The organism is Dehalococcoidia bacterium, assembly GCA_022451965.1.
Lineage (GTDB): Bacteria > Chloroflexota > Dehalococcoidia > Lucifugimonadales > Lucifugimonadaceae > TMED-70.
In genome coordinates, this window is sequence record JAKUNJ010000004.1 from 79,722 (window position 1) to 99,893 (window position 20,172).

Sequence of the window (20,172 nt, forward strand, 5' to 3'; positions counted from 1 at the left end):
TCTACTGTTTATAGAATACATTTTCCAATCCAATTATATTATCCAATTTTTGTTCTAGAGATTTACTAGCATCAACATTAGCGAAAGGTAAGTTAAGCTTTACTTTTTCATTATTATTTTTCACAACAATTGATACAGGTATTTGACCTTCATTATCAAGTAAAATTCTTGTTATATCATCCATAAGATGTTTATTTTTTGAGTGCTTCTCATCATCTAGGGTAATAATAACTTCTTTTATATAATTAACTTCTTCTTTTGCAAACTCTTCAATAATAATTTTTTCCTCCTTCTTTTTATCTTCAATAGTTATAATAGGTTCAGATTTATTTAAATTTTCCTTAAAGATTTTTTTTGGTATTATTTCATCATCAAAAGAAAACATTTCACCATTGTCATACCAAATAGAAATATCTCCATTTCTATTATTAATTTTTCCAGAAATTTTTGCTATAGGGCTATGAATCCATTTATCAACCTCTTCTAGTTTATTTTGCCAAATCATAAGATCAATTATTCCATCAATTAGTTCAAGCTTAACTATCATAAACTCAGAACCTTTTCTTGATACTCTTTTTTCATAAGATCTTACTTCACCAATAATTATTTGAGCCTTTGATTTATCTGCATTGTTAATTTGATCTATTGAAACAATCATGTCTTCATTTATTTTGCTGATCCTTAACATTTCTTTATGATTTGGATTTTCTGTAAATGAAATACCTAATATTTCTTTTTCCCAATGCATTTTTTGAGTGTCATCAGTTGTGAAATTGTTTAGTTCGAGTTCTGTTGTTGGAGTTTCTACTTCATCTCCAAATAAATCAAACATTGTTGTTTGATTACTATTTCTTAATTTTGTTGCGTTATTAATTTGAAGTAAAATTCTTTCAGTAGATTCGAGCAGACTACCTCTATCACCTAGTTGATCTAAGCTACCAGACTTGATAAGACTTTCTAAAACTTTTTTGTTTACCCAAGCGGAATCCATTCTTTTGCAAAATTCTTCTAAGGAATTAAAAATACCATTTTGTTGTCTTTCATTAATTATTTTTTCCACAGAAGCTAAACCTACATTTTTTAATGAACTTAAGCCAAATCTAATACTCCTATTATCTGTATCTTCTTCTATAGAAAATTTTGAATTTGAATAGTTAATACTAGGATTCTTTATAGTTATATTTGTTTTTCTTATCTCAGTTATACAATCTGAAATCTTTTCAAAATTACTTATGTATGAATTCAATAAAGAAGTAAAGTATTCTATTTTATAATTTGCCTTAAAATAAGCAGTCCAATAGGCTATCATTGCATATGAAACACTGTGGGCTTTGTTGAATGCATAACCAGCAAATGGTTCGATAAGATCAAATATTTCATTAGCTATATCATTATCAAATCCTTTTTCTAATGATCCTTTTATAAAAGTATCCTTTTGAGCCTGCATAACTTCTTTGATCTTTTTCCCCATTGCTTTTCTTAGAATATCTGCCTCTCCTAAAGTGTAGCCTCCAAAAGCTTGGGCAATTTTTAGTACTTGGTCTTGATAAACAATAATTCCATATGTTTCTGTAAGGATTTCCTTTAATGCTTCATGAGGATATTTTATTTTTTCTTTGCCATATTTAGATCTTATAAATCTATCAATATGTTCCATTGGCCCAGGTCTATATAGAGCGATCATTGCTGCTATATCTGAAATGTTAGAAGGTTTTAAGTCTTTTATATATTTTCTCATACCTGCTGATTCAAGCTGAAAAACACCAAAAGTATCACCTTCTGATAGTAGGTCAAAAGTATTTTTATCTTCTTTAGAAATATTATAAATATCGAAATTTTCATCAATAGAATTTTGTATTAATTCTATTGTTTTACCAATAATAGTTAGATTAGTTAGTCCAAGAAAATCCATCTTTAGTAATCCAACATCTGCTATAGCTCCCATAGCATATTGAGTAGTCGGAGGAGAATCATCCTCACCTGATGTTGATCTTTGAAGAGGAACATCATTTGTTAGATTGTCCTGAGATATTATAACTCCTGCAGCATGTGTTGATGCATGCCTAATTGTTCCTTCTAATTTGGTAGCAAATTCAACTACTTTTTTATAATCACTATCTTTTTGAAGCGATCTGAATTCTTCAATTTCTTGAGCATCTTTGATTTTTGTTCCGACTTTAGTGGGAATTATACCTGCGAGTTTATCTCCTACTACTAAGGGTAAATCTAATACCCTAGTTACATCTCTTACTGCTGCTTTTGCTCCCATTGTGCCAAAAGTAATAATCTGAGCTATATGGTCTTTACCGTATCTATCTACGCAATATTTCATTACCTCGTTTCTTCTATCATCCTCAAAATCCATATCAATATCAGGCATTTCTCTTCTTTCAAGATTTAAGAATCTTTCAAATACTAAATTATGCTCCATTGGATTTATTCTTGTGACTTCTAAGCAATATAAAACTAAGCTTGCTGCAGCTGATCCTCTAACTGCAGATAAGATTTTTTTTGAATTTACAAACTTAAAGATATCCCAGCAGACTAAAAAATAATCAGGAAACTTAGTTTTTTCTATTACATCTAATTCATATTCTAATCTTTCAATTAATTTACTTTCGTTAGAATCAAATTTTTTTGTAAAGCCTTTATAACTAAGTTCTCTGAGGTATTCCATAGAAGACTTTCCCTCAGGACATTCATATTTTGGCAATAGGCTCTTAGATAAATCTAATTCGATATTACATTTTTCAGCTATTAGTAGAGTATTATTTAATCCTTGCTCTAACTCTCTCCATTGTTCATACATTTCTTCTGTAGATTTAATGTGATAATTATGGTCATCAAACTTAAATCTATTGGGATCATTAATATTAGAATTAGTTTGTAAACACATCAAAAGTTCGTGGGCTTTATGATCTTCCTGATTTACATAATGATTATCATTAGTGATGACATATGGAATATTGCTTGCCTTATTTATTCTAATTAGTTCTTCATTAATTTTTTGTTGATTAGGTACTCCAATATGTTCCATAATTTCTAAATAAAAATTATCCTTGAAGACTTCATGGAACCACCCATATGTATTTTTTGTTTTTTTATGATCGTCATTAATTATAGCTCTTGATAACTCCGATGAAGGACACCCTGAAAGAACTATGATTCCTTCGGAATTTTTTTCTAAAATATTTTTGTCTATCCTAGGCTTGTAATAAAACCCATTGAGATTAGAGTGCGTAACTAATTTCATAAGATTTTGATAACCAGTATGGTTTTCTGCAAGTAAAGTTAAGTGGTATGGACTTTTTTCATCTGGTGTCTTTTTGTAACTATCTTCTTTTGCTACATAAGCCTCTAAGCCTATAATTGGCTTAATCTCTTTTTCTTTAGCTAATTTATAAAAATCTATTGCTCCATACATGTTTCCATGATCTGTAATTGCAATAGCACTTTGAGAATTTTCCTTGACCTTAGTAACCATTTTTTTTAGGTTACTCATTCCATCTAATAGACTATATTCTGAGTGATTATGTAAATGAACAAATGAATTCAAAGTTTTATTTTTGGATAAAATATTTAAGTTATTTAGAGAATAGAACTCAAGCCAATATTATTCATTATTTTTAAAGGCTATTTTCTAAGAATTAATATTTTTTTTAAGAGAAATAACTAAAGGTATAGCTAATATCATGCCTACTGATAATATGTAATATGCATATTTATACTCTCCAGTAATATCTTTTGTTAGGCCTACTAATAGAGGTGATAATGTTCCAAAAACTGCTCCTACTGTGTTTAAGATTCCTATCATTGATCCATAATTTTTTCTTCCGAAATAATCTGCTGCTAAAGTTAATCTGAGAGGAACAGAAGATCCAAAGCCTAAACCAAAAAATAATATGAACATGACTATTCCGATATTTCTAGGTAATAATGAAGAATTTTCATACATACCCATTATTGCTATACCAGAAATACCTAAAGTTAAGAGTGAAAATGATATTGTAAGCAATATTTTTCTATCAAATTTATCTGTTATGAAGCCAACAGTTATTCTTCCAGCAATATCTCCCCACCATGATAATCCAATGATAGTAGCAGCTATTGCAGTAGTAAGTCCAAATTCTTTGAACGATGTAAGATGAAATAAGTTACTCGTGAAAACAGCTTGACTTAATCCTGTAGCTAGAGCCAATTTCCAAAAGTTTCCACTTTTTAGAGCATTAGAGACAGACATCCCTTTTTCTCTTGCATCAAGTATTTCATCATTTTCAATATTTGTTTCAGGTTTTATTCCATCGGGATATTGTCCATAGTTTTCGGGATCGCTTCTTAAGACTAATGCTGTAGGGAATCCTAATATCCAAAAACCTATTCCAACTGCAAAGAGTAAATTTCTCCAACCAAATTCATCGATCCCTAAAACTAACAGAGGTACAGTAATTCCTCCTAAACCAGCCCCGGACATTAAAATTGAAATAGCTTTTCCTCTATTTTTATTAAACCAATTTCCTACTACAGCTACAAAAATAATGAAAGTTCCAAAAGACATCCCTAGGGTTAGAATTGTAATAGCAAAATAAAATTCCCAAAGATCTTGCATTCTGCTCATCCAAATAAATGCTCCGCCAGTTAATAATATTCCAAATGCCATAACTCTTTTAGGACCAAATTTATTTATAACTGTACCAACAAAAGGTGAAATCAATCCACTTTCAGATCTTTGTATAGATAGTGCTGCTCCAGTAGCAGCGCTGCTCCATCCAAAAGTATTTAATATTGCATCAAAAAAAGGTGGAAAACCTCTCCAAAAAACAGCAGAAGAATACCATTGTACTATTCCAGCACTGAATACTATCCACCAACCATAAAAAATATTTGGTTTTTTTTTACTAAAGTGCAATAATTCCGTATCCTCCATCAACAGGAATTATACTTCCAGTTATTCCTGAAGATAAGTCACTTATTAAGAATAGGGCAGTATTAGCTACCTCTTCATGTGTGATGGGTCTTTTTATTGGCGATCTTTCTTCATGTGCTTTTCTCATTTCAGTGAAACCAGGAATACTTCTAGCTGATAATGACGGTAATGGTCCTGCAGATATAGAATTGAATCTTATTTTAGCTGGCCCAAATTGAGCTGATAATTGCCTATTGATATTTTCTAGAGCTGCTTTGGCAGTTCCCATAACATTATATCCAGGATAAACTCTACTTGAAGCATCAAAAGTCATAGAAATTACAGAAGCTCCTTCTTTAGAAAAGTATTCTGAAGCTTCTCTGGCAATTGTTACTAAAGAATATGAGCTTGTTTCAAGAGCCAAAGAGAATCCATCCTTTGAAAGATTTGAAAAATCTCCCCCTAAATCTTCTCTATTAGCAAATGCTATAGAATGTACTATGAAATCTATTTCTCCATATTTTTCATTAAAATCTTTCATAACCTTTTTTACTTCAGATTCATTATTAGCATCACATTTTATTAGTAGTGAGTTATATGGTTCTAAAAGTTTATCTATACTTTTTAACAATCTTTCATCAAGATATGTAAAAGCTAGTTCTGCCCCTGCTTCAAAAAGTTTTTCTGATATTGCCCAAGCTATAGATCTTTGATTAGCCAAACCAAAAATGATTCCTTTTTTACCCTTTAGATTTATGTTTACACTCATTTTATCCTCTTACTTTCTATAATTCTCAGCATTATCTATTGGATCATAAAATATTTTTTTTTGTGTATCTTCTATATCCCAAAATCTCCATTTGTTATTTGAAACTCCATAAAATATTTCAAATTCGACATTGTGGATTATACTTTTTTCTACCAATTGAGAAATATCTCTATGTGATAACCAGGTAGCAAAATGTCTTATTGATTTAGATGGATCATCTGTTCTTAATACAGTTCCTATTCTAAGATTAACAGATTTTATATTAAATGTTTCGTAGTAAAATCTCCCTATTGCCTCTCCATATGCTTTTGAAATACCATAATACGAATCAGGTCTTATAGGAACTTCTTTATTGATTTTTTTTATTTCTTTTGGATCTAAATCATTATATTCACCACTAACAATTTGTTTGTAAGGGCTATCATTTTCAAAAAGACCTACTGCATGATTTGAACTTGCAAAAATTACTTTCTTAACTTTATTTATTTTTGCTGATTCATAAATATTTCTAGTAGATTCTATATTATTTTTTAGAACTAAGTTCCAATCTGAATCTACATTTATTACAGCTCCAAGATGAATAATAGTTTGAACTGATTTAGATACATTTATTACATCATCTAAACTATTCATATCTCCGATAATTGTTTTTTCAGAATGCTCTTCTGGTTTTTTAATATCTAAATTTATTAACTCAAATTTATCCTTTAGATGTTTATTTAAAATAGTTCCAATTAACCCTGATCCCCCTGTTATTAGAATTTTATTCATGTATATTCCTCAATAAACTTTAATAAAAATAACAATTATTGTTACTGAACATATTATAACTAAGGTGAAGAAAGATTAATTAATCATGAGAACCAAATTTGCTCTAATAGGTTGTGGCGGAATGGGCTTCAGACATCTATTAGGTTACATAGAGTATTTGAAATATGATAAAAAACTTGATCTAGCAGCCTTTGTTGATTTTAATGAAGATTCTTCATCCTTTTTACAACAACAATATTTTAATCATTCAGGTAAAAAACTTCCATTATTTAAGACTTTTGAAGATTTATCTAATTCAAATTTATCTCTTGATTCTATTGATATTGCTACAACTAATGATACTCACCACATAATTGCAACAAAAAGTATGAATAATAATCTAAATGTTATGTGTGAAAAACCAATCGCATTATCAATAAAACTTGCTAATGAATTGTTAGCTATTCAAAAAAAAACGGGGAAGACATTTTCAGTATTTGAAAATTTCAGACGAGATCCAATAAATCGCTTTACAAAGTATGTAATTAGTTCTGAGAAATTTGGAGATATTTTGTTTGCTTATGACTTTGAAAGTTCTTATTCTGAGGGTAAAGTTATGCATGGAACAGGATGGAGGGCAAAGAAAAATAAAGGAGGAGGAATTGTTCTTGATGCAGGTATACATAATGCAGATCTCTTATTATATTTTTTGGGCCCAGTAGAATATGTGAATGGTTACTCAAAAATTATATTGCCCGAAAGAAATCTTATTCCAATGAAAGAAAGTAATCATGTCCTAAAAAATTTTTATGGTCATAGAATTGAAGAATATAAATCTGATAAATCTATATCCCAGGATGCAATTGATACCGTGATTTGTTCAATTATTTTTGAATCTGGTGCACTAGGTTCTATACTAATATCTGATGCAATACCAAACTTGAAATTCAATGAATCTTGGATACATGGGACAAAGATGAGCTTAAAGAGGTCAAGTTCTAGATCCGGAAAACCTATTACATTAGAAATAAATAAACAAAAATATCATGGAGATGACTTACGAAATTTTTTTCCTGATTTCGAACTTGATCCAATAACTAGGGAAGTTTTTGGTGATTTTGATTACTCAGGGTTTAATATTTGTTTTGAAGATTATGATAAAAAATTAATTGCACTAGAGTACTTAGACTTTGTTAACTCTCTAGAAAAAAAATCTGATCCAGAGGTTGGTGTTCTTGAAGGAATTTCTTCATTATCATTAGCTTATTCTTTTATAGAAACAGGTTATGTTGATGAAAAAATTAGTATAAAGGATTTTTCAATCAGTGGACATCAAGAATATCTTAATTTGGATTAATTTTATTAAACCATAGTTTTATTTATTGATCTTGATTACTTTAGCTCACTGAGCAGTAAGGCCTCCGTCAATTGCCAACTCTGCTCCAGTTATATAACTAGATTCGTTTGAAGCAAAGAAAAGAATTGCCATTGCAACTTCTTTTATAGTACCAATCCTTCCTAAAGGTATTTTTGATTCTGATGCTGATCTACTTTCTAAATTTGATAATTTATCTGCTAGCATTTCAGTTTCAATTGGTCCAGGGTGTAAAGAATTTACTCGAATATTATCCATAGCATGTTGCAAAGCAGTATATTTTGTTAAAGATCTAACTCCCCCTTTTGATGCACCATATGCACCGCTACCTGAATTACCCACTAAACCTGCTGTCGACGAAATATTTATGATGGATCCTCCATCAGAATTTCTCAATAAAGGTATAGAGTATTTAGTACCAAGAAAAACTCCTGTTAGGTTTACTGATATGATGCTGTTAAAGTCATCTAATTTAGTATTTTCAATTGGCACAGTGCTGTATATACCAGCATTATTAACGAGTATATCTAGTTTTTTATATTTTGAATTTATTTCTGAAATAGTTCCTTTCCAATCAGATTCTTTTGTGACATCTAAATTTACTGCTAGACAATCATGACCTTCTTTTTGTAATTTTTTTGCAGTCTTTTTACATTTAGAATAATCTATATCTCCAATAATCACAGAGGCGCCTTCATTTGCAAATAATTTAGCAGTGCACTCGCCTATCCCTCTAGCTGCACCAGATATTAATGCTACTTTATTAGAAAGTCTATTCATATTTCTCCATAAATTTACTCTAATTTGAAAAGTTGATATTAATTTACATTGTTTTCAAATAATATTCTATTTTGAAAGAATATAAAATTGATAAAATATATATATGAAGAAATTTTTTTTATTCTTAATTTTTGTTATATCTATTTTTATAAGCTGTGATCAAAATAGTGATCTCAACGATTTTGATTTAACATCACCCCTTACTATAAATCCATTACTAAATTTCAGTTTATTTTACAATGAATTGTCTCAATCAGAAAAAGATTGCTTGTCATCTAAGTTTAATAATAAGGATGAAATGGTTAATTTTGTTTCTTCAGATTCTCTTCCTAATGAAGAAATGTCAGGATGTTTATCTAAAAATACCAACTTCAGAATAATTCAAGGGCTTCTTCTTTCAAATAATGTTGTGTTAAGTATTGAAGAAAAACAATGTATCGAGGAAAAAATATCATCTTCTGAATTTGATTATTTAGGTGATAGTTTTGGTAAACCTATTTTTACCTATTCTTTATCCTCTTTATTTTGTTTGGGATCCTTGTCTCGTGAAAATTTTTCACTTAATTTTGAGAGTTTTATAGATAATGAACCTATCTTAAATGTTTTACCGAATGATTTAGATTCTTTAGAATGTATTGCTCTTAAGACAGATAATAATATAATAATGGATTCTTTAGACTCAATTTACTTAAATTCAGGAAACTTTCCTGTTCAAATTTTATCCTTAATGCCCTATTTGGTTGAATGTACAGATATTCCTCAAGAATTATCATCTTCCGGTTTAGATAAAAATTCTTCAATATGTTTATCAGATAAATTGGCAATAAATTTCTCAGGTTTAGGAGATAATTTTTTATTAGAAATTCCTCAAATTATTAATGATATAGAAGAATGTGGAATAAATTCAGAAAAATTATTAGCCTATTTCGAACTAGATTTTATTGATCCTGAACAGTCATTAGATATCCCTCAAGAATTAGAAGATCAAGTATTAGGAGATGAACGTTTTTCATGTTTATCTGAAACTTTGGAATTAAGCGATGTTCTAGAATTTCTTCTGACTGGAATTTTATCTGAAAAAATAATAAATTCTGCTTATCAATGTGGAATAAGTGAAGAAGAAATTCAGGAATTAGATATATCTGAGTTAATAAATTAATTGATAGTATAATAATTTTTATGAATATTGAGATTGATGAAAATTCTGACTTAGTTATTGGGGCTGATATTGGTGGTACAAATATCAGAGTAGCATTAATTGATTCTAATGGTAATTTATTAGAAAAAAAGAAAATAGAAAATGACCCCTCCTCTGAAATTGAGATAGCCGGTGAAAAAATTTCTCAGCTATGCCATGAAATTGCTAAAGGTATTCCAATAAAAGGAATAGCTTTTTCATCTGCTGGGCCTATTAATCAAATAACTGGAGAGTACTTAAATCCTCCTAATCTAAGTAATTGGAATAAAAAATCATTAATTCCTACCATTAAAAAATTTACAGGTATTACGTCTAAAGTTGGTCACGACGCTACACTAGCTGCTCTTGCAGAGACAAAATTTGGAAAAAAGAAAGGCACTAAAAATCTAATTTATATTACTGTTTCAACTGGTGTAGGAGCAGGTATTATTTCAAATGGTAATATGATTCAAGGAGAAAATTGGTTTGCTGGGGAAGTTGGGCATATAATTATAAACCCTGGTGGACCAGGATGTTCTTTAGGGTGTCTAGGATGTTTGGAAGGTAACATATCAGGAACTGCTATTGCTTCAATAGCTCAATCGATGATAACAGATGGTCATAAAACAGATATCTTAAATAATAATAAAATAGAAGATATAAATTCAAAGTTAGTAATAGATTTTTCCCAAAAAAATGATGTTTTCTCTAAAGTAATTGTCACTCAAGTTTTAGAGAATTTAGGGAGAGGCTTGGCTTCTATTTTAGCTACTCTTAATCCAGAGGTAATCATTTTAGGAGGTTCAGTAGCTGAAGCATTAAGTAAATTATATTGGGAAAAAATAATTTTCGAGACATCAAAGTACTGTATCCCATTTTACCAATCTAATCCCCCAATACAAATGACCAGTTTAGGAGAAGATGCATCATTGTTGGGAGCATCAATTATTGCTAGAAATTAGTCATCAATATCTGGTTGCTCTATGGGCTTTTCATAATCCGAAAGAGACTTTATAGGATCATTGATATCTTCATCAATAGCATCTGGAGCAATAAATGATGTTCCATCTTCATTTAGTGATCCCCACCCTTCTATTTTTGCAGCATCATATTCATCAAAATCATCATCATTATATTCTTTTTCAGAATCATCTTTATTGGTTTCATTAGGATCCGATTCAAGTTCTTCAAATTTATTTAATTCTGCAATTTTATTTTTACTTAATTCGATAATTTCAGGTTCTGGTGAAAATCTTAATTTTTCAAGTATGTCTTTAGAATAAGGTCCACCGATATTAAAAATAGCTTCTACCGCTGCTTTTTGGGTATCTAATTCTTCATCTTCCAAAAGATCCTTAATTTGGTCTAAATGTTCTTCATTACCTATGAGGCTTAAGGATATACAAGATTTTGATCTAATCTCATGATTATCATTTTCTAATAGATCTTCAATCAATGGTATCCATTTTATATTTCCATTATTACCCATAGAAATAATTGCAGTAATATTATCATCTAAGTTTTTGCTATTAAATTTATCAATTATTAGTTTATCTATTTCTTCGTTACTTAGGTGACTTATACTCATAAGCATATTATTTTGATCAGATTTAGATATTGAGTTTGAAATAAACTCAAGTCCAAATTTCATGAGCCTATTTGTTTCATTTTTTCTATTATTCTTTGAACTTAGAATTTCTATCCATTTTCCAAGTATCTTAATAGCTTGTAATTTTATATTACTGTCTTTTTCATCAGCTATGATTTTTCTTAATTTTCTAACAAGCGAAAAATCACTACTATTTTCTATATATTTAGTTACAAATAATCTTATTTTATTATTTTTATGATGTAGAAATCTTAATATTAATGTCTCAAAATCATAACCTTTATTTTTATTTTCAAAATCCTGAATATCTCCTAGAAAATCTAATATTTGATCGTCTGAGAGCTTTATAATTTCATCATAAGTTTTATCAAATATATCGAAATTTAGCTCTTTGTAATTTATTTTTTTCATCAGTAAGAAATTTCTACATTCTGTGTTTGTAAGTATGGAAGAGACATAGAACCATACACATCTTCTTTTTCTATACTAATTTCTTCAACATTTTTTAGTGCTTCAAAAGAATTGCCTGAAATCATTGTATTTTTAACTCTACCTACGATTTTACCTTTCTCAATTTTATAACCTAATGATATATTTGCACTAAAGTTACCTGATAATTCATTTCCTTGCCCAGCACCAAGCAAATTATCCACGAGAACTCCATCTTCAATCTCTGAAATCATTGAATTTATTTTCTTTTGACCCTTTTTCATTACAATATTTGATGTTGTTGGAGTGGGGCTTGAATGAATAGATCTACCTGCAGAACCTGTGGTATCTTTTGAAGATTCATTTCCAGTTTTTAGATCATATAATCCATTATTAAATACACCATTATTAATTAATATATTTTTTTTAGTTGCTACTCCTTCGTCATCATAATTTCTTGAAGCAGGTGAAAAATCAATATGAGGATTATCAGTAAGTGTGATTTTCTCGTCAAATAATTGAATACCTTCCTTGCCACAAAGAGAAGATAAATTTTTAGAAAGATTTGTTCCGCTAAAGGATACTAATAGTGGAGATAATAAAGTTTGATATAGTCCATGAGGTGTAAATATTACTGGACAACCTTTCTTAGGAGTACTCTTAATAACTTGAGCAATAGCTAATTCTTCGCACAATTTTGATACCATTAGATCTATTTCTTCTTTAGAAATATCCTTAACAGAGTTTTTATACTTATAGATATTTAGCATATCGTTCCCATTTATAATTTGTGAAGAAATATAAAAACTTATAAAACTTTCTTTTTTGCCAACGTCTAATTTTGAAGAATTAGTTATTTTACCTGTTCCTTCTGCAATTGAAAAACCTCCATCGCAAAGAGAGTTTGGGAAAAGTTTATTAATTTTTTTTATCTCGTTACTTAATACTTCTATAAGATATTCATTTTGATAAGAATTAACATTATCATCGTATAAAATTGTATTCCTGTATTCATCTTGTTCGGGGAATTTTATATTTATTGGGATTGGATATTCAGATAGTTCCTTAAAGTTAGAAATAAAACTTTCTGAGTCATAATTAGAAGAAGATGAAAAGGTTATGTTATTATTCTTTATTCCCCTTGCTGCAAAACCTTGAGATTGATTCGATGACACTTCTTTTAGATTATTTGATTCAAAGGATATACTTCTTAAGTTACTGCTTTCTTCGTATATTTCGTATTGATCAAAATTATTATTTAAATATTTCTTTATTTTTTCTAAATTATCCATTAGAAACCAAGCACTTATTAATTCTTATATGAGGAGAACCATTTGAAACAGGTAAAGGCATTTGCCCTCCTTTACCACATCCTCCACCTTGATTTATTTTTATATCATCTGCAATACCATTAATATTCTTAAGAGTAGTGAATAAATTACCTGATAACTTCACAGGCCTGTAGGTTTCTTTTACTTCTCCGTTTTCTATTTTATATGTTTCAGCAGATGAGAATGTAAACATTTCATGTTCAGTCATCCCTCCATACCAATTCTTTACATAAAGACCATCTTTAGTATCAGCAATAATATCTTCTTTTTTATCTTTTCCATTCTCTATTATTGTATTTGTCATTCTAACTATTGGAGGGAAAGCAAATGAAATAGCTCTAGCATTTCCAGTAGGATTTTCTGACATCTTGCTTGCAGTTTCATTGGAGTGAAGCCTACCAGTTAGTATTCCTTCTCTTATTAATGCAGTTTTAGTGGCAGGTGTTCCTTCATCATCATATTCATAAGACCCTCTAAGCTCAGGAATTTTTGCCCCATCAGTAATATTTAGATCTTTATTACCAAATTTAGTTCCCAGTTTTAATATTTCTTTTAATCTATCATTCTCATATACATTATCGGCTTCAGATAAATGTCCAAAAGCTTCATGTACAAAAACTCCTGCTAGAATTTGATCTAAAACAACAGTAGTTTCCTTTCCATCTACTTTGGGGGCACTGATTAGTTCCCTTGCTTTTTTAGTACACTCCAATATTTCAGAATCTAAATTTTCTACTATTTCAAAATCTCCTAGTGATCCAATTGAGAAACCAGACTGAAGCATTTCGTTACCATCTGAACTATAAGCAGCTATTCTCAGAATAACGTGAATAAAATTTTGTTCAATATTATTACCTTTACTATCTGCAAAGATAACCTTTCTATCTGTATCAGAATAAATTATGTCACAATTTTCGATATCTTTTTGGCTTAACATTAAATCTTTGTAATGATCTAGAATCCTAATTTTTTCATCTAGATTGATTTTTCTAGGATCTTTTTTTATTATTGGTTTGACTGTAGTTTCTATAGGCTTACCTTTTTCTATTGCAAAAGTTTCGTTAGAATTATATTTTGCCAAATTAATAGTTTCCTTCATTTTCAAGGGAGCTTGATAAATGTCATTGAAGCTACTGAACCCCCACCCACCATTAGCCATTGCACGAACTGAACCTCCTAATCTAGAATTTATTGAAATATTTTCTCTTTCTTTTCCGTTATAGGTTATTCTTGATGATATATTTTCCTCTAATCTGATTTCTTTGTAATCACCAAAATCTAATTTGATAGAGTCATTTATTAGGTTTCTATAATTCTTATCCATATGCTCATCCAACCTTTGTCATAAGATTAATTTCATTATTTTTTATCCATTCGATAGAACTTATTTTCTTTTCTTTTTCAGTTTTCATTCTTCCAATAATTAGTTTCTTATCATTAATTCCTATACTTACTTCTTTTTCAGAAAAAAATAACTCACGATTATTTATTTTCAGATTATTTTTTTGAAGTTTACAGTCATATAAAAATACTTTTTTTGAATTTATTAACGTCCACGCACCTGGTTGAGGATCACAACCTCTAATTAGATTATAAATATTTTCAGCACTTTCATCCCATTTTATTTCTTTTTGTGAACACCAAGTTTCATATGTGGAATCTGATTCATTTTGATTTATTTTTGGGGCTTTCTTTAGAATAATCAAATTTATTGACTCAATTATAGTTTCTACCCCAATTGGATATAATTTATTAAAATATAAGCTTCCAGTAGTATCATCATCATCTATAATTACTTCTTTTTGGATAAGAATAGGTCCTGTGTCTAATCCTTCATCTGGCCAAAATATAGTAATTCCTGTTTTCTTATCACCATTAATGATTGCCCAATTTATTGATGAAGGGCCTCTGTGTAAGGGCAATAAAGAAGGATGATATTGAATAGTCCCCAACTTGGGGTTATTTATAATTTCCAATGGTACAATATCTGTTACGTATGCCATAACAAGTAAATCTACTTGATATTTCTTAAAATTTTCTATTGATTCTTTATCTCTTAGTCGTGATGTATTATGGACATTCAAATTGTTTTCCATTGCAAACTTGTAGAGTTCATCTTTTTTATTATCAGGAGTAAAAATGGAAGCTATTTCTGCACCTTCCATTTTTTTTATTTCTTTAGTAACACTCTTTCCAAACCCAGATTGTCCAATAATAGAAATTCTAATCATGAAAGTAAACCATCCTATTATATTGTCTTATATTTTCAAAAGCTTCTACTATTGCGAACTCATTAACTTTTGATTTATTTTTTCTAGCATCTGCAAGATGCTCCATTAGAAAATAAGCTTCAGCTTCACTTAGTTTTTGATACTCACCATGTCTCTTAAGAGTTTCATAGGTTACTCCTAATTCTACTAATATTTTATAGGACATTATTAATTTGATTATTGACTTTGGATGAAATAAATTCTCCTCTATGTTTTCTGGTTCAGATATTAATTTTTGAGATATTAATTCCTCGTAGAAGAATTTTGTTATGTTAGTGATACTGAATATCTCTTCTACTGTGAATTTCTCTTTGATTTCGGTTGATATGGAATTAATTCTTTTTTTGATAAGTTTTAGAGGGAATCCTTCATTCTTTAAACTCTTAATTTCCTTTATTTTTTCTATATGATTTTCACTAAAAACTGATCTTGTTTTTGATATTTTTTTAGGAGATTCTAATATCTTAGATCTTACATAATAATTAATTGCGGAAGAAGAGACTCCGGTAATCTTAGATATTTCACCGATAGAATATTCTGAATTATTTTTTTTCATAAAATAAATTTTACAATATTATTTTTTTCTAGAAACTAAAACTAATAAGCTGGGAAGCACAAAAACTGAGGAAATTAGGGCTAAAAGAATCATAATTGCTGTTATTTGACCAAAGCTTGCAAAAAGAGGCATTGGAGCCATCCCCATAATTGCAAAGCCAGCCATACTTGAAAGAGCCGAACCTAGTAAAGCTATTCCTGTGCCATTTAATGTTTTTCTCAAGGCAACCTCTTTACTATTCTTTCTAATTTCTTCTCTAAATCTTTGAGTAATATGAATTGAAAAATCTATTCCCACACCAATTGAAATTGCTCCTATTGTTGCAGTTACAAAATTTAATGAGTACCCTCCAATATACATAATTCCATATAACCAACTCACTACTAATCCAATTGGTAAAGTTGTTATAAATGCGTACTTAATTGATCTAAAGGTTATAAATAAGACTATAAAAGAAGCTAAGGCCGCTAAAGGAATAGATCTAAACAATGCATTAGTTCCACTTGAAAGTTCAACATCTCTTACAAATGGAGATCCTGTAATTCCAAATTCAGAAAAATAATCTTTATCCTTCAAAATATCTAATTCTTTTTCTATTTCATTTCTGGCTAGGGTAGTTACTCCTTGGCTTGCAGAATCAGGAATTCCAACTCTCAATACAGTGGAAAAATCATTTTCTGATTTTATTAATGCAAACTTAATTCTGTTTGGTGAAAAAATTGTTTCTAGGCTATCTGTCAGTAAACCATTATCAATCAATTGATTAAAATACTCTTTTATTTTTGATTGATCGGTAGTGTCAATTCCTCCAAATTCTAGAAGGGATAAAATATTGGGTTCAATTAATAAAAGGTTTCCTTTAGTATCATGAGCCAAAAAATCTTTTTTATCTAAATTATTTACCAGTTTTTTAATGTCACTAATTGCCTCTGGTTTATCTAGAGAACCTTTTATATATATTAATCCTATTTCTCCTGTAGTATCTCCTAAATGATAATCCAATTTATCTAATCCTTTTACAAAATCAGATTGTGGGTTAAAAAAATCTGCCACTTCAAAGGAAGCTTCTAGCTTGAATGCTAAAAATGTTGTATAAATTGTAATCAAGGAAAAGAAGAGTACTGTAATTATCGGCTTTCCGCTGAAAAAAAGTATAATTGAACTAAAATAAGATTCAAATTTTTCAAAAAAACTTATTCTTAATTGTGGATTTTTATTTTTTGGCCTTTCTCCTCTTACGAAATATATAGGTGTAATCAAAAAGAATAATATATTTATCACTGCTAACAAAACACCTAATATTGGAGATAAAAGTAAAAATACAATCACTGACCCTCCTGCAGTTCCTGCTGAACCTAGAGATAAGAATAATCTAAACAATTTGTTACTAAAAATATTACTTTTATTGTCTAAAGATTCTATTCTAGACAGTAGAAATGGTGCATAAATTCCAAGTACTATATACGCGGCAAAAGTTGCTACTCCTGCTGCAAGTCCAAAATGAACTATTGATTCTATACCTGCTGTAATATTTGATAAAAAAGCAATTGCATCACTTATAAACGCCAGAGTTAGTGCTGCCCCAACCCCTGTGAATGCTATTATAAATTTTCTATCGAAAGATATATCATTATTTTTTTCTTCTTGATATCTTCTTATAGCGTGAACTCCGAAGTCAACTCCAAGTGAAATCATGGCGATTGGAACTATCATGTCAGCAACTAAGCCCCCTTTAAGACCTAGTAAATAAGAAAATCCTTTTAGCCATATCATTAATATGGAAAGACCTATGCCTATTAAAACTACTGCCCAGTAAGATCTGAGAGAAAAGCCAACTACTGCAATGGCAGCAATTACTGTTAGTGTTATGAATAAAGCAGATGAAAATCCTTGTCTTTCTCCTTCTAAATTGACATCAATTGCTACTCCCCAAACATTTAGTTGAGGTAGTTCTTTTTTTAGTAATTCAAGTACTTTTGTATTAAATTTTTCTTTATCAATAGTAGCTTTATCTCCAGATAGAGCTACTCTTTGAGATCCTCCTCCTAAAGATTCATTGTCAGCTAAAACAGCAATAGTTATTGCTGGAGAAGTCCACCAGTCTATTTCTTTTCCGTTTATGTTTCTTTTTGAGATGCTAGAGTGAACACTTATGTTTCTTCCTACTTCAGTGAAGTCATCATTACCTAAAATTACAGAAAGAACTTCTTTCACTTCTTCATTACTTGCTTCACTCAATGACTTATTGAAATTTGGATTATTGTTCAAAATTTCATTTACTATATCAGCAATAGTTAGTAATCCATTCACACTAGTACCAGTCTCAGAATCAATGTAAGAGAATAAATGTTCCTTTGGAGATATAGTTTCGGGAGAAAGTTTTTTATTAATATCTTCCTTTCTCAGTTTATTTTCTGCCAGATATATGTTTAATAAGTTATCTTTGGAAAGAATATCATCTCCATTTTTACTTTCTAAAATAAAAAAAGCAAAATGTGCCTCATCTGAAAATTCAAGTGAAATCTTTTTATCTAGATCTATAATTGGATCATTGGGAGATGTTGAAGCATCTCCTCTATAAGGTATAAACAAGTATGATAAAATTAGTCCAATTGTAGTAAAAATGAATAACAAAAATATTTTTGTCGGATTTTCTACAAAGAATTTAGATATGCTTTCATAAATATTCATAAGCCTATTCTAAGTATACTCTAGGAATAATTTAGATAAATTACTAAAATGTTAATTATATTGTCATGAAAAAATTACCAAAAATTTATTATGGGTGGTTAATAGTTATTGCCCTTTTTTTATCTATGGCACTTGGCATTGGCACTAGACAAGGATTTGGAATTTTTGTTGATTTATGGGAGTCAGAATGGGAAACTAATGTATCATCAATAAGCTTAGCGGCAAGTATTGGGTGGTTAGTTAATGGCTTGGCTGCTCCCATTATTGGTCAATTGTCCGATAAATATGGCCCTAAAATTATTCTTATATTTTCAGCCATAATAATATCTTTGTCTTCTATTTTAGTAGCAACATCATTTAATGTGATAACTTTATCTATTTATTATGGATTTCTTATTTCATTTGCAACAGCTACTGGAGGTCCAGTAGGAATCCTTTTATCAAAATGGTTTGCAAAAAAAAGAGGAGTTGCTATGGGTGCAGTAATGGCAGGAGGATCTATAGGAAGTTTATTTTTCATCCCATTATTAACTTTTATAACTCTAAACTATAGTTGGCAATTAGCATGGATCATAATGGGGCTATTTGGATTAATTTTTGTAGTTCCATTATTTATTATTGTTCTTAAGAATGATCCAAGAGAGTTAGATAATGAAATATTAATATCAGATAACTTAGATTCAGATATAGACGAAAATGGTCCACTATGGGTGGATAATTGGTCTGCAGCATATAATTCAAAACCAATGTGGCAACTTTCTATAGGATATTTTGTTTGTGGCATTACCACAGCATCTATTTCTGTTCATTTTATAAACTGGGCAATTTCTGAAAACATATCTGCTTCAGAAGCAGCATTCTCCTTTGGAGTTTTAAGCGCGGTTAATGGAATTTCTGTATTTTGTTCTGGATATTTTTCAGATATGTTTCAAAGAAGATATATTTTAGCGATGGTGTACTTTGTTAGAGGCTTAGCTTTCTTATGTTTATTGCTACTTTCTGGACAAATTGCATTGTGGGCTTTTGCCATCATAGGAGGAATGTCTTGGTTAGCTACTGTTCCATTAACTACTGCATTAACATCTGAAATTTATGGTTACAAAAAGTTAGGCTCATTAGTAGGACTAATAAATATGTCTCATCAAATAGGAGGAGCTGGATCTGTTATTTTATTTGGAATGGCTTATGATTATTACGGCGATTATGATTTAGGCCTTTGGGTGGGAGTAATTTCATTAATAATAGCAACGATTGCATCATTTACTATAAGAGAAAAGAAGTTTTCTTCTAGATTCTATAATAAAATTTCTGAGAACATCGTCTAATGTTTTTAGAAATTAAGGGGCAACAATCTATTAGGAATCATCATGGTGATTCTATTAATCCTGAATTTGCAGAGTGGGTAGTGGATTTTATTTCAAGCTTTTCAAATAACTTTTGGATATCAGTATTTACAATTGGATTCTTAATTATTTTTATTTTATTTATATCCATTTTGGTGATTTCAAAAAAAAATAGGCGGTAAAAATAGA

The 20,172-nt window shown here is 29.6% G+C and carries 16 protein-coding genes; 5 read left to right on the plus strand and 11 right to left on the minus strand.

From position 1 onward, the window contains the following. Position 1: 1 nt before the first annotated feature. From dnaE to MK083_02310, 4 genes are all read right to left on the minus strand, one after another. The gene (gene dnaE, locus MK083_02295; GenBank protein ID MCH2673287.1) at positions 2-3,556 is read right to left on the minus strand and encodes a DNA polymerase III subunit alpha; all 3,555 of its coding nucleotides are present in this window, start codon (positions 3,554-3,556) and stop codon (positions 2-4) included. Positions 3,557-3,640: 84 nt separating this feature from the next. Further along, positions 3,641-4,906, minus strand: coding sequence for an MFS transporter (locus MK083_02300; GenBank protein MCH2673288.1), 1,266 nt, complete (start codon positions 4,904-4,906; stop codon positions 3,641-3,643). Continuing rightward, on the minus strand, positions 4,896-5,672 hold the full coding sequence (locus MK083_02305) for an enoyl-ACP reductase (GenBank protein MCH2673289.1): 777 nt from the start codon (positions 5,670-5,672) through the stop codon (positions 4,896-4,898). Before MK083_02305 ends, MK083_02300 begins: the two co-directional genes overlap by 11 nt. 9 nt (positions 5,673-5,681) lie before the next feature. After that, positions 5,682-6,443: an NAD(P)-dependent oxidoreductase gene (locus tag MK083_02310; protein ID MCH2673290.1), complete on the minus strand. Its 762-nt coding sequence runs from the start codon at positions 6,441-6,443 to the stop codon at positions 5,682-5,684. A gap of 85 nt (positions 6,444-6,528) precedes the next feature. Here MK083_02310 and MK083_02315 point away from each other — a divergent pair, with 85 nt between their 5' ends. Next, positions 6,529-7,779, plus strand: a complete 1,251-nt coding sequence (locus MK083_02315; GenBank protein MCH2673291.1) for a Gfo/Idh/MocA family oxidoreductase — start codon at positions 6,529-6,531, stop codon at positions 7,777-7,779. A 45-nt stretch (positions 7,780-7,824) separates the two neighbouring features. Here the strand turns inward: MK083_02315 and MK083_02320 are convergent, their stop codons facing one another. Beyond that, positions 7,825-8,577, minus strand: a complete 753-nt coding sequence (locus MK083_02320; protein MCH2673292.1) for an SDR family oxidoreductase — start codon at positions 8,575-8,577, stop codon at positions 7,825-7,827. 268 nt (positions 8,578-8,845) lie between these two features. Here MK083_02320 and MK083_02325 point away from each other — a divergent pair, with 268 nt between their 5' ends. Together MK083_02325 and MK083_02330 are read left to right on the plus strand one after the other, a co-directional pair. Next, entirely contained in the window at positions 8,846-9,736 is an 891-nt protein-coding gene (locus MK083_02325) for a hypothetical protein (GenBank protein MCH2673293.1), read from the plus strand. Positions 9,737-9,756: 20 nt separating this feature from the next. After that, positions 9,757-10,716 (plus strand): ROK family protein, encoded by a 960-nt coding sequence (locus MK083_02330; protein ID MCH2673294.1) that lies wholly within the window; start codon positions 9,757-9,759, stop codon positions 10,714-10,716. Here the strand turns inward: MK083_02330 and MK083_02335 are convergent. From MK083_02335 to MK083_02360, 6 genes are read right to left on the minus strand one after another with little or no spacing between them, the layout of a single operon-like run. Further along, entirely contained in the window at positions 10,713-11,774 is a 1,062-nt protein-coding gene (locus MK083_02335) for a HEAT repeat domain-containing protein (GenBank protein ID MCH2673295.1), read from the minus strand. The genes MK083_02330 and MK083_02335 overlap by 4 nt on opposite strands. After that, entirely contained in the window at positions 11,774-13,084 is a 1,311-nt protein-coding gene (locus MK083_02340) for a TldD/PmbA family protein (GenBank protein MCH2673296.1), read from the minus strand. Before MK083_02340 ends, MK083_02335 begins: the two co-directional genes overlap by 1 nt. Next, complete coding sequence (locus tag MK083_02345) at positions 13,077-14,447, minus strand: TldD/PmbA family protein (protein MCH2673297.1); 1,371 nt, start codon at positions 14,445-14,447, stop codon at positions 13,077-13,079. The genes MK083_02340 and MK083_02345 overlap by 8 nt, the downstream gene beginning before the upstream one ends. A gap of 4 nt (positions 14,448-14,451) precedes the next feature. Next, complete coding sequence (locus tag MK083_02350; GenBank protein ID MCH2673298.1) at positions 14,452-15,354, minus strand: methionyl-tRNA formyltransferase; 903 nt, start codon at positions 15,352-15,354, stop codon at positions 14,452-14,454. Then, positions 15,347-15,949: a helix-turn-helix domain-containing protein gene (locus MK083_02355; GenBank protein ID MCH2673299.1), complete on the minus strand. Its 603-nt coding sequence runs from the start codon at positions 15,947-15,949 to the stop codon at positions 15,347-15,349. The genes MK083_02350 and MK083_02355 overlap by 8 nt, the downstream gene beginning before the upstream one ends. Positions 15,950-15,967: 18 nt before the next feature. Then, the gene (locus MK083_02360) at positions 15,968-18,640 is read right to left on the minus strand and encodes an MMPL family transporter (protein MCH2673300.1); all 2,673 of its coding nucleotides are present in this window, start codon (positions 18,638-18,640) and stop codon (positions 15,968-15,970) included. A gap of 65 nt (positions 18,641-18,705) precedes the next feature. Here MK083_02360 and MK083_02365 point away from each other — a divergent pair, with 65 nt between their 5' ends. Both MK083_02365 and MK083_02370 read left to right on the plus strand, forming a co-directional pair. Further along, complete coding sequence (locus tag MK083_02365) at positions 18,706-19,965, plus strand: MFS transporter (protein MCH2673301.1); 1,260 nt, start codon at positions 18,706-18,708, stop codon at positions 19,963-19,965. Continuing rightward, positions 19,965-20,165, plus strand: a complete 201-nt coding sequence (locus MK083_02370) for a hypothetical protein (protein MCH2673302.1) — start codon at positions 19,965-19,967, stop codon at positions 20,163-20,165. The genes MK083_02365 and MK083_02370 overlap by 1 nt, the downstream gene beginning before the upstream one ends. Positions 20,166-20,172: the final 7 nt, after the last annotated feature.

Excerpts from the sequence above, each read along its gene's own strand:
- MK083_02305 (MCH2673289.1), bottom strand. The coding sequence starts at position 5,672 with ATGAGTGTAAACATAAATCTAAAGGGTAAAAAAGGAATCATTTTTGGT.
- MK083_02310 (MCH2673290.1), bottom strand. The coding sequence starts at position 6,443 with ATGAATAAAATTCTAATAACAGGGGGATCAGGGTTAATTGGAACTATT.
- MK083_02315 (MCH2673291.1), top strand. The coding sequence starts at position 6,529 with ATGAGAACCAAATTTGCTCTAATAGGTTGTGGCGGAATGGGCTTCAGA.
- MK083_02320 (MCH2673292.1), bottom strand. The coding sequence starts at position 8,577 with ATGAATAGACTTTCTAATAAAGTAGCATTAATATCTGGTGCAGCTAGA.
- MK083_02330 (MCH2673294.1), top strand. The coding sequence starts at position 9,757 with ATGAATATTGAGATTGATGAAAATTCTGACTTAGTTATTGGGGCTGAT.
- MK083_02335 (MCH2673295.1), bottom strand. The coding sequence starts at position 11,774 with ATGAAAAAAATAAATTACAAAGAGCTAAATTTCGATATATTTGATAAA.
- MK083_02340 (MCH2673296.1), bottom strand. The coding sequence starts at position 13,084 with ATGGATAATTTAGAAAAAATAAAGAAATATTTAAATAATAATTTTGAT.
- MK083_02345 (MCH2673297.1), bottom strand. The coding sequence starts at position 14,447 with ATGGATAAGAATTATAGAAACCTAATAAATGACTCTATCAAATTAGAT.
- MK083_02350 (MCH2673298.1), bottom strand. The coding sequence starts at position 15,354 with ATGATTAGAATTTCTATTATTGGACAATCTGGGTTTGGAAAGAGTGTT.
- MK083_02355 (MCH2673299.1), bottom strand. The coding sequence starts at position 15,949 with ATGAAAAAAAATAATTCAGAATATTCTATCGGTGAAATATCTAAGATT.
- MK083_02360 (MCH2673300.1), bottom strand. The coding sequence starts at position 18,640 with ATGAATATTTATGAAAGCATATCTAAATTCTTTGTAGAAAATCCGACA.
- MK083_02365 (MCH2673301.1), top strand. The coding sequence starts at position 18,706 with ATGAAAAAATTACCAAAAATTTATTATGGGTGGTTAATAGTTATTGCC.
- MK083_02370 (MCH2673302.1), top strand. The coding sequence starts at position 19,965 with ATGTTTTTAGAAATTAAGGGGCAACAATCTATTAGGAATCATCATGGT.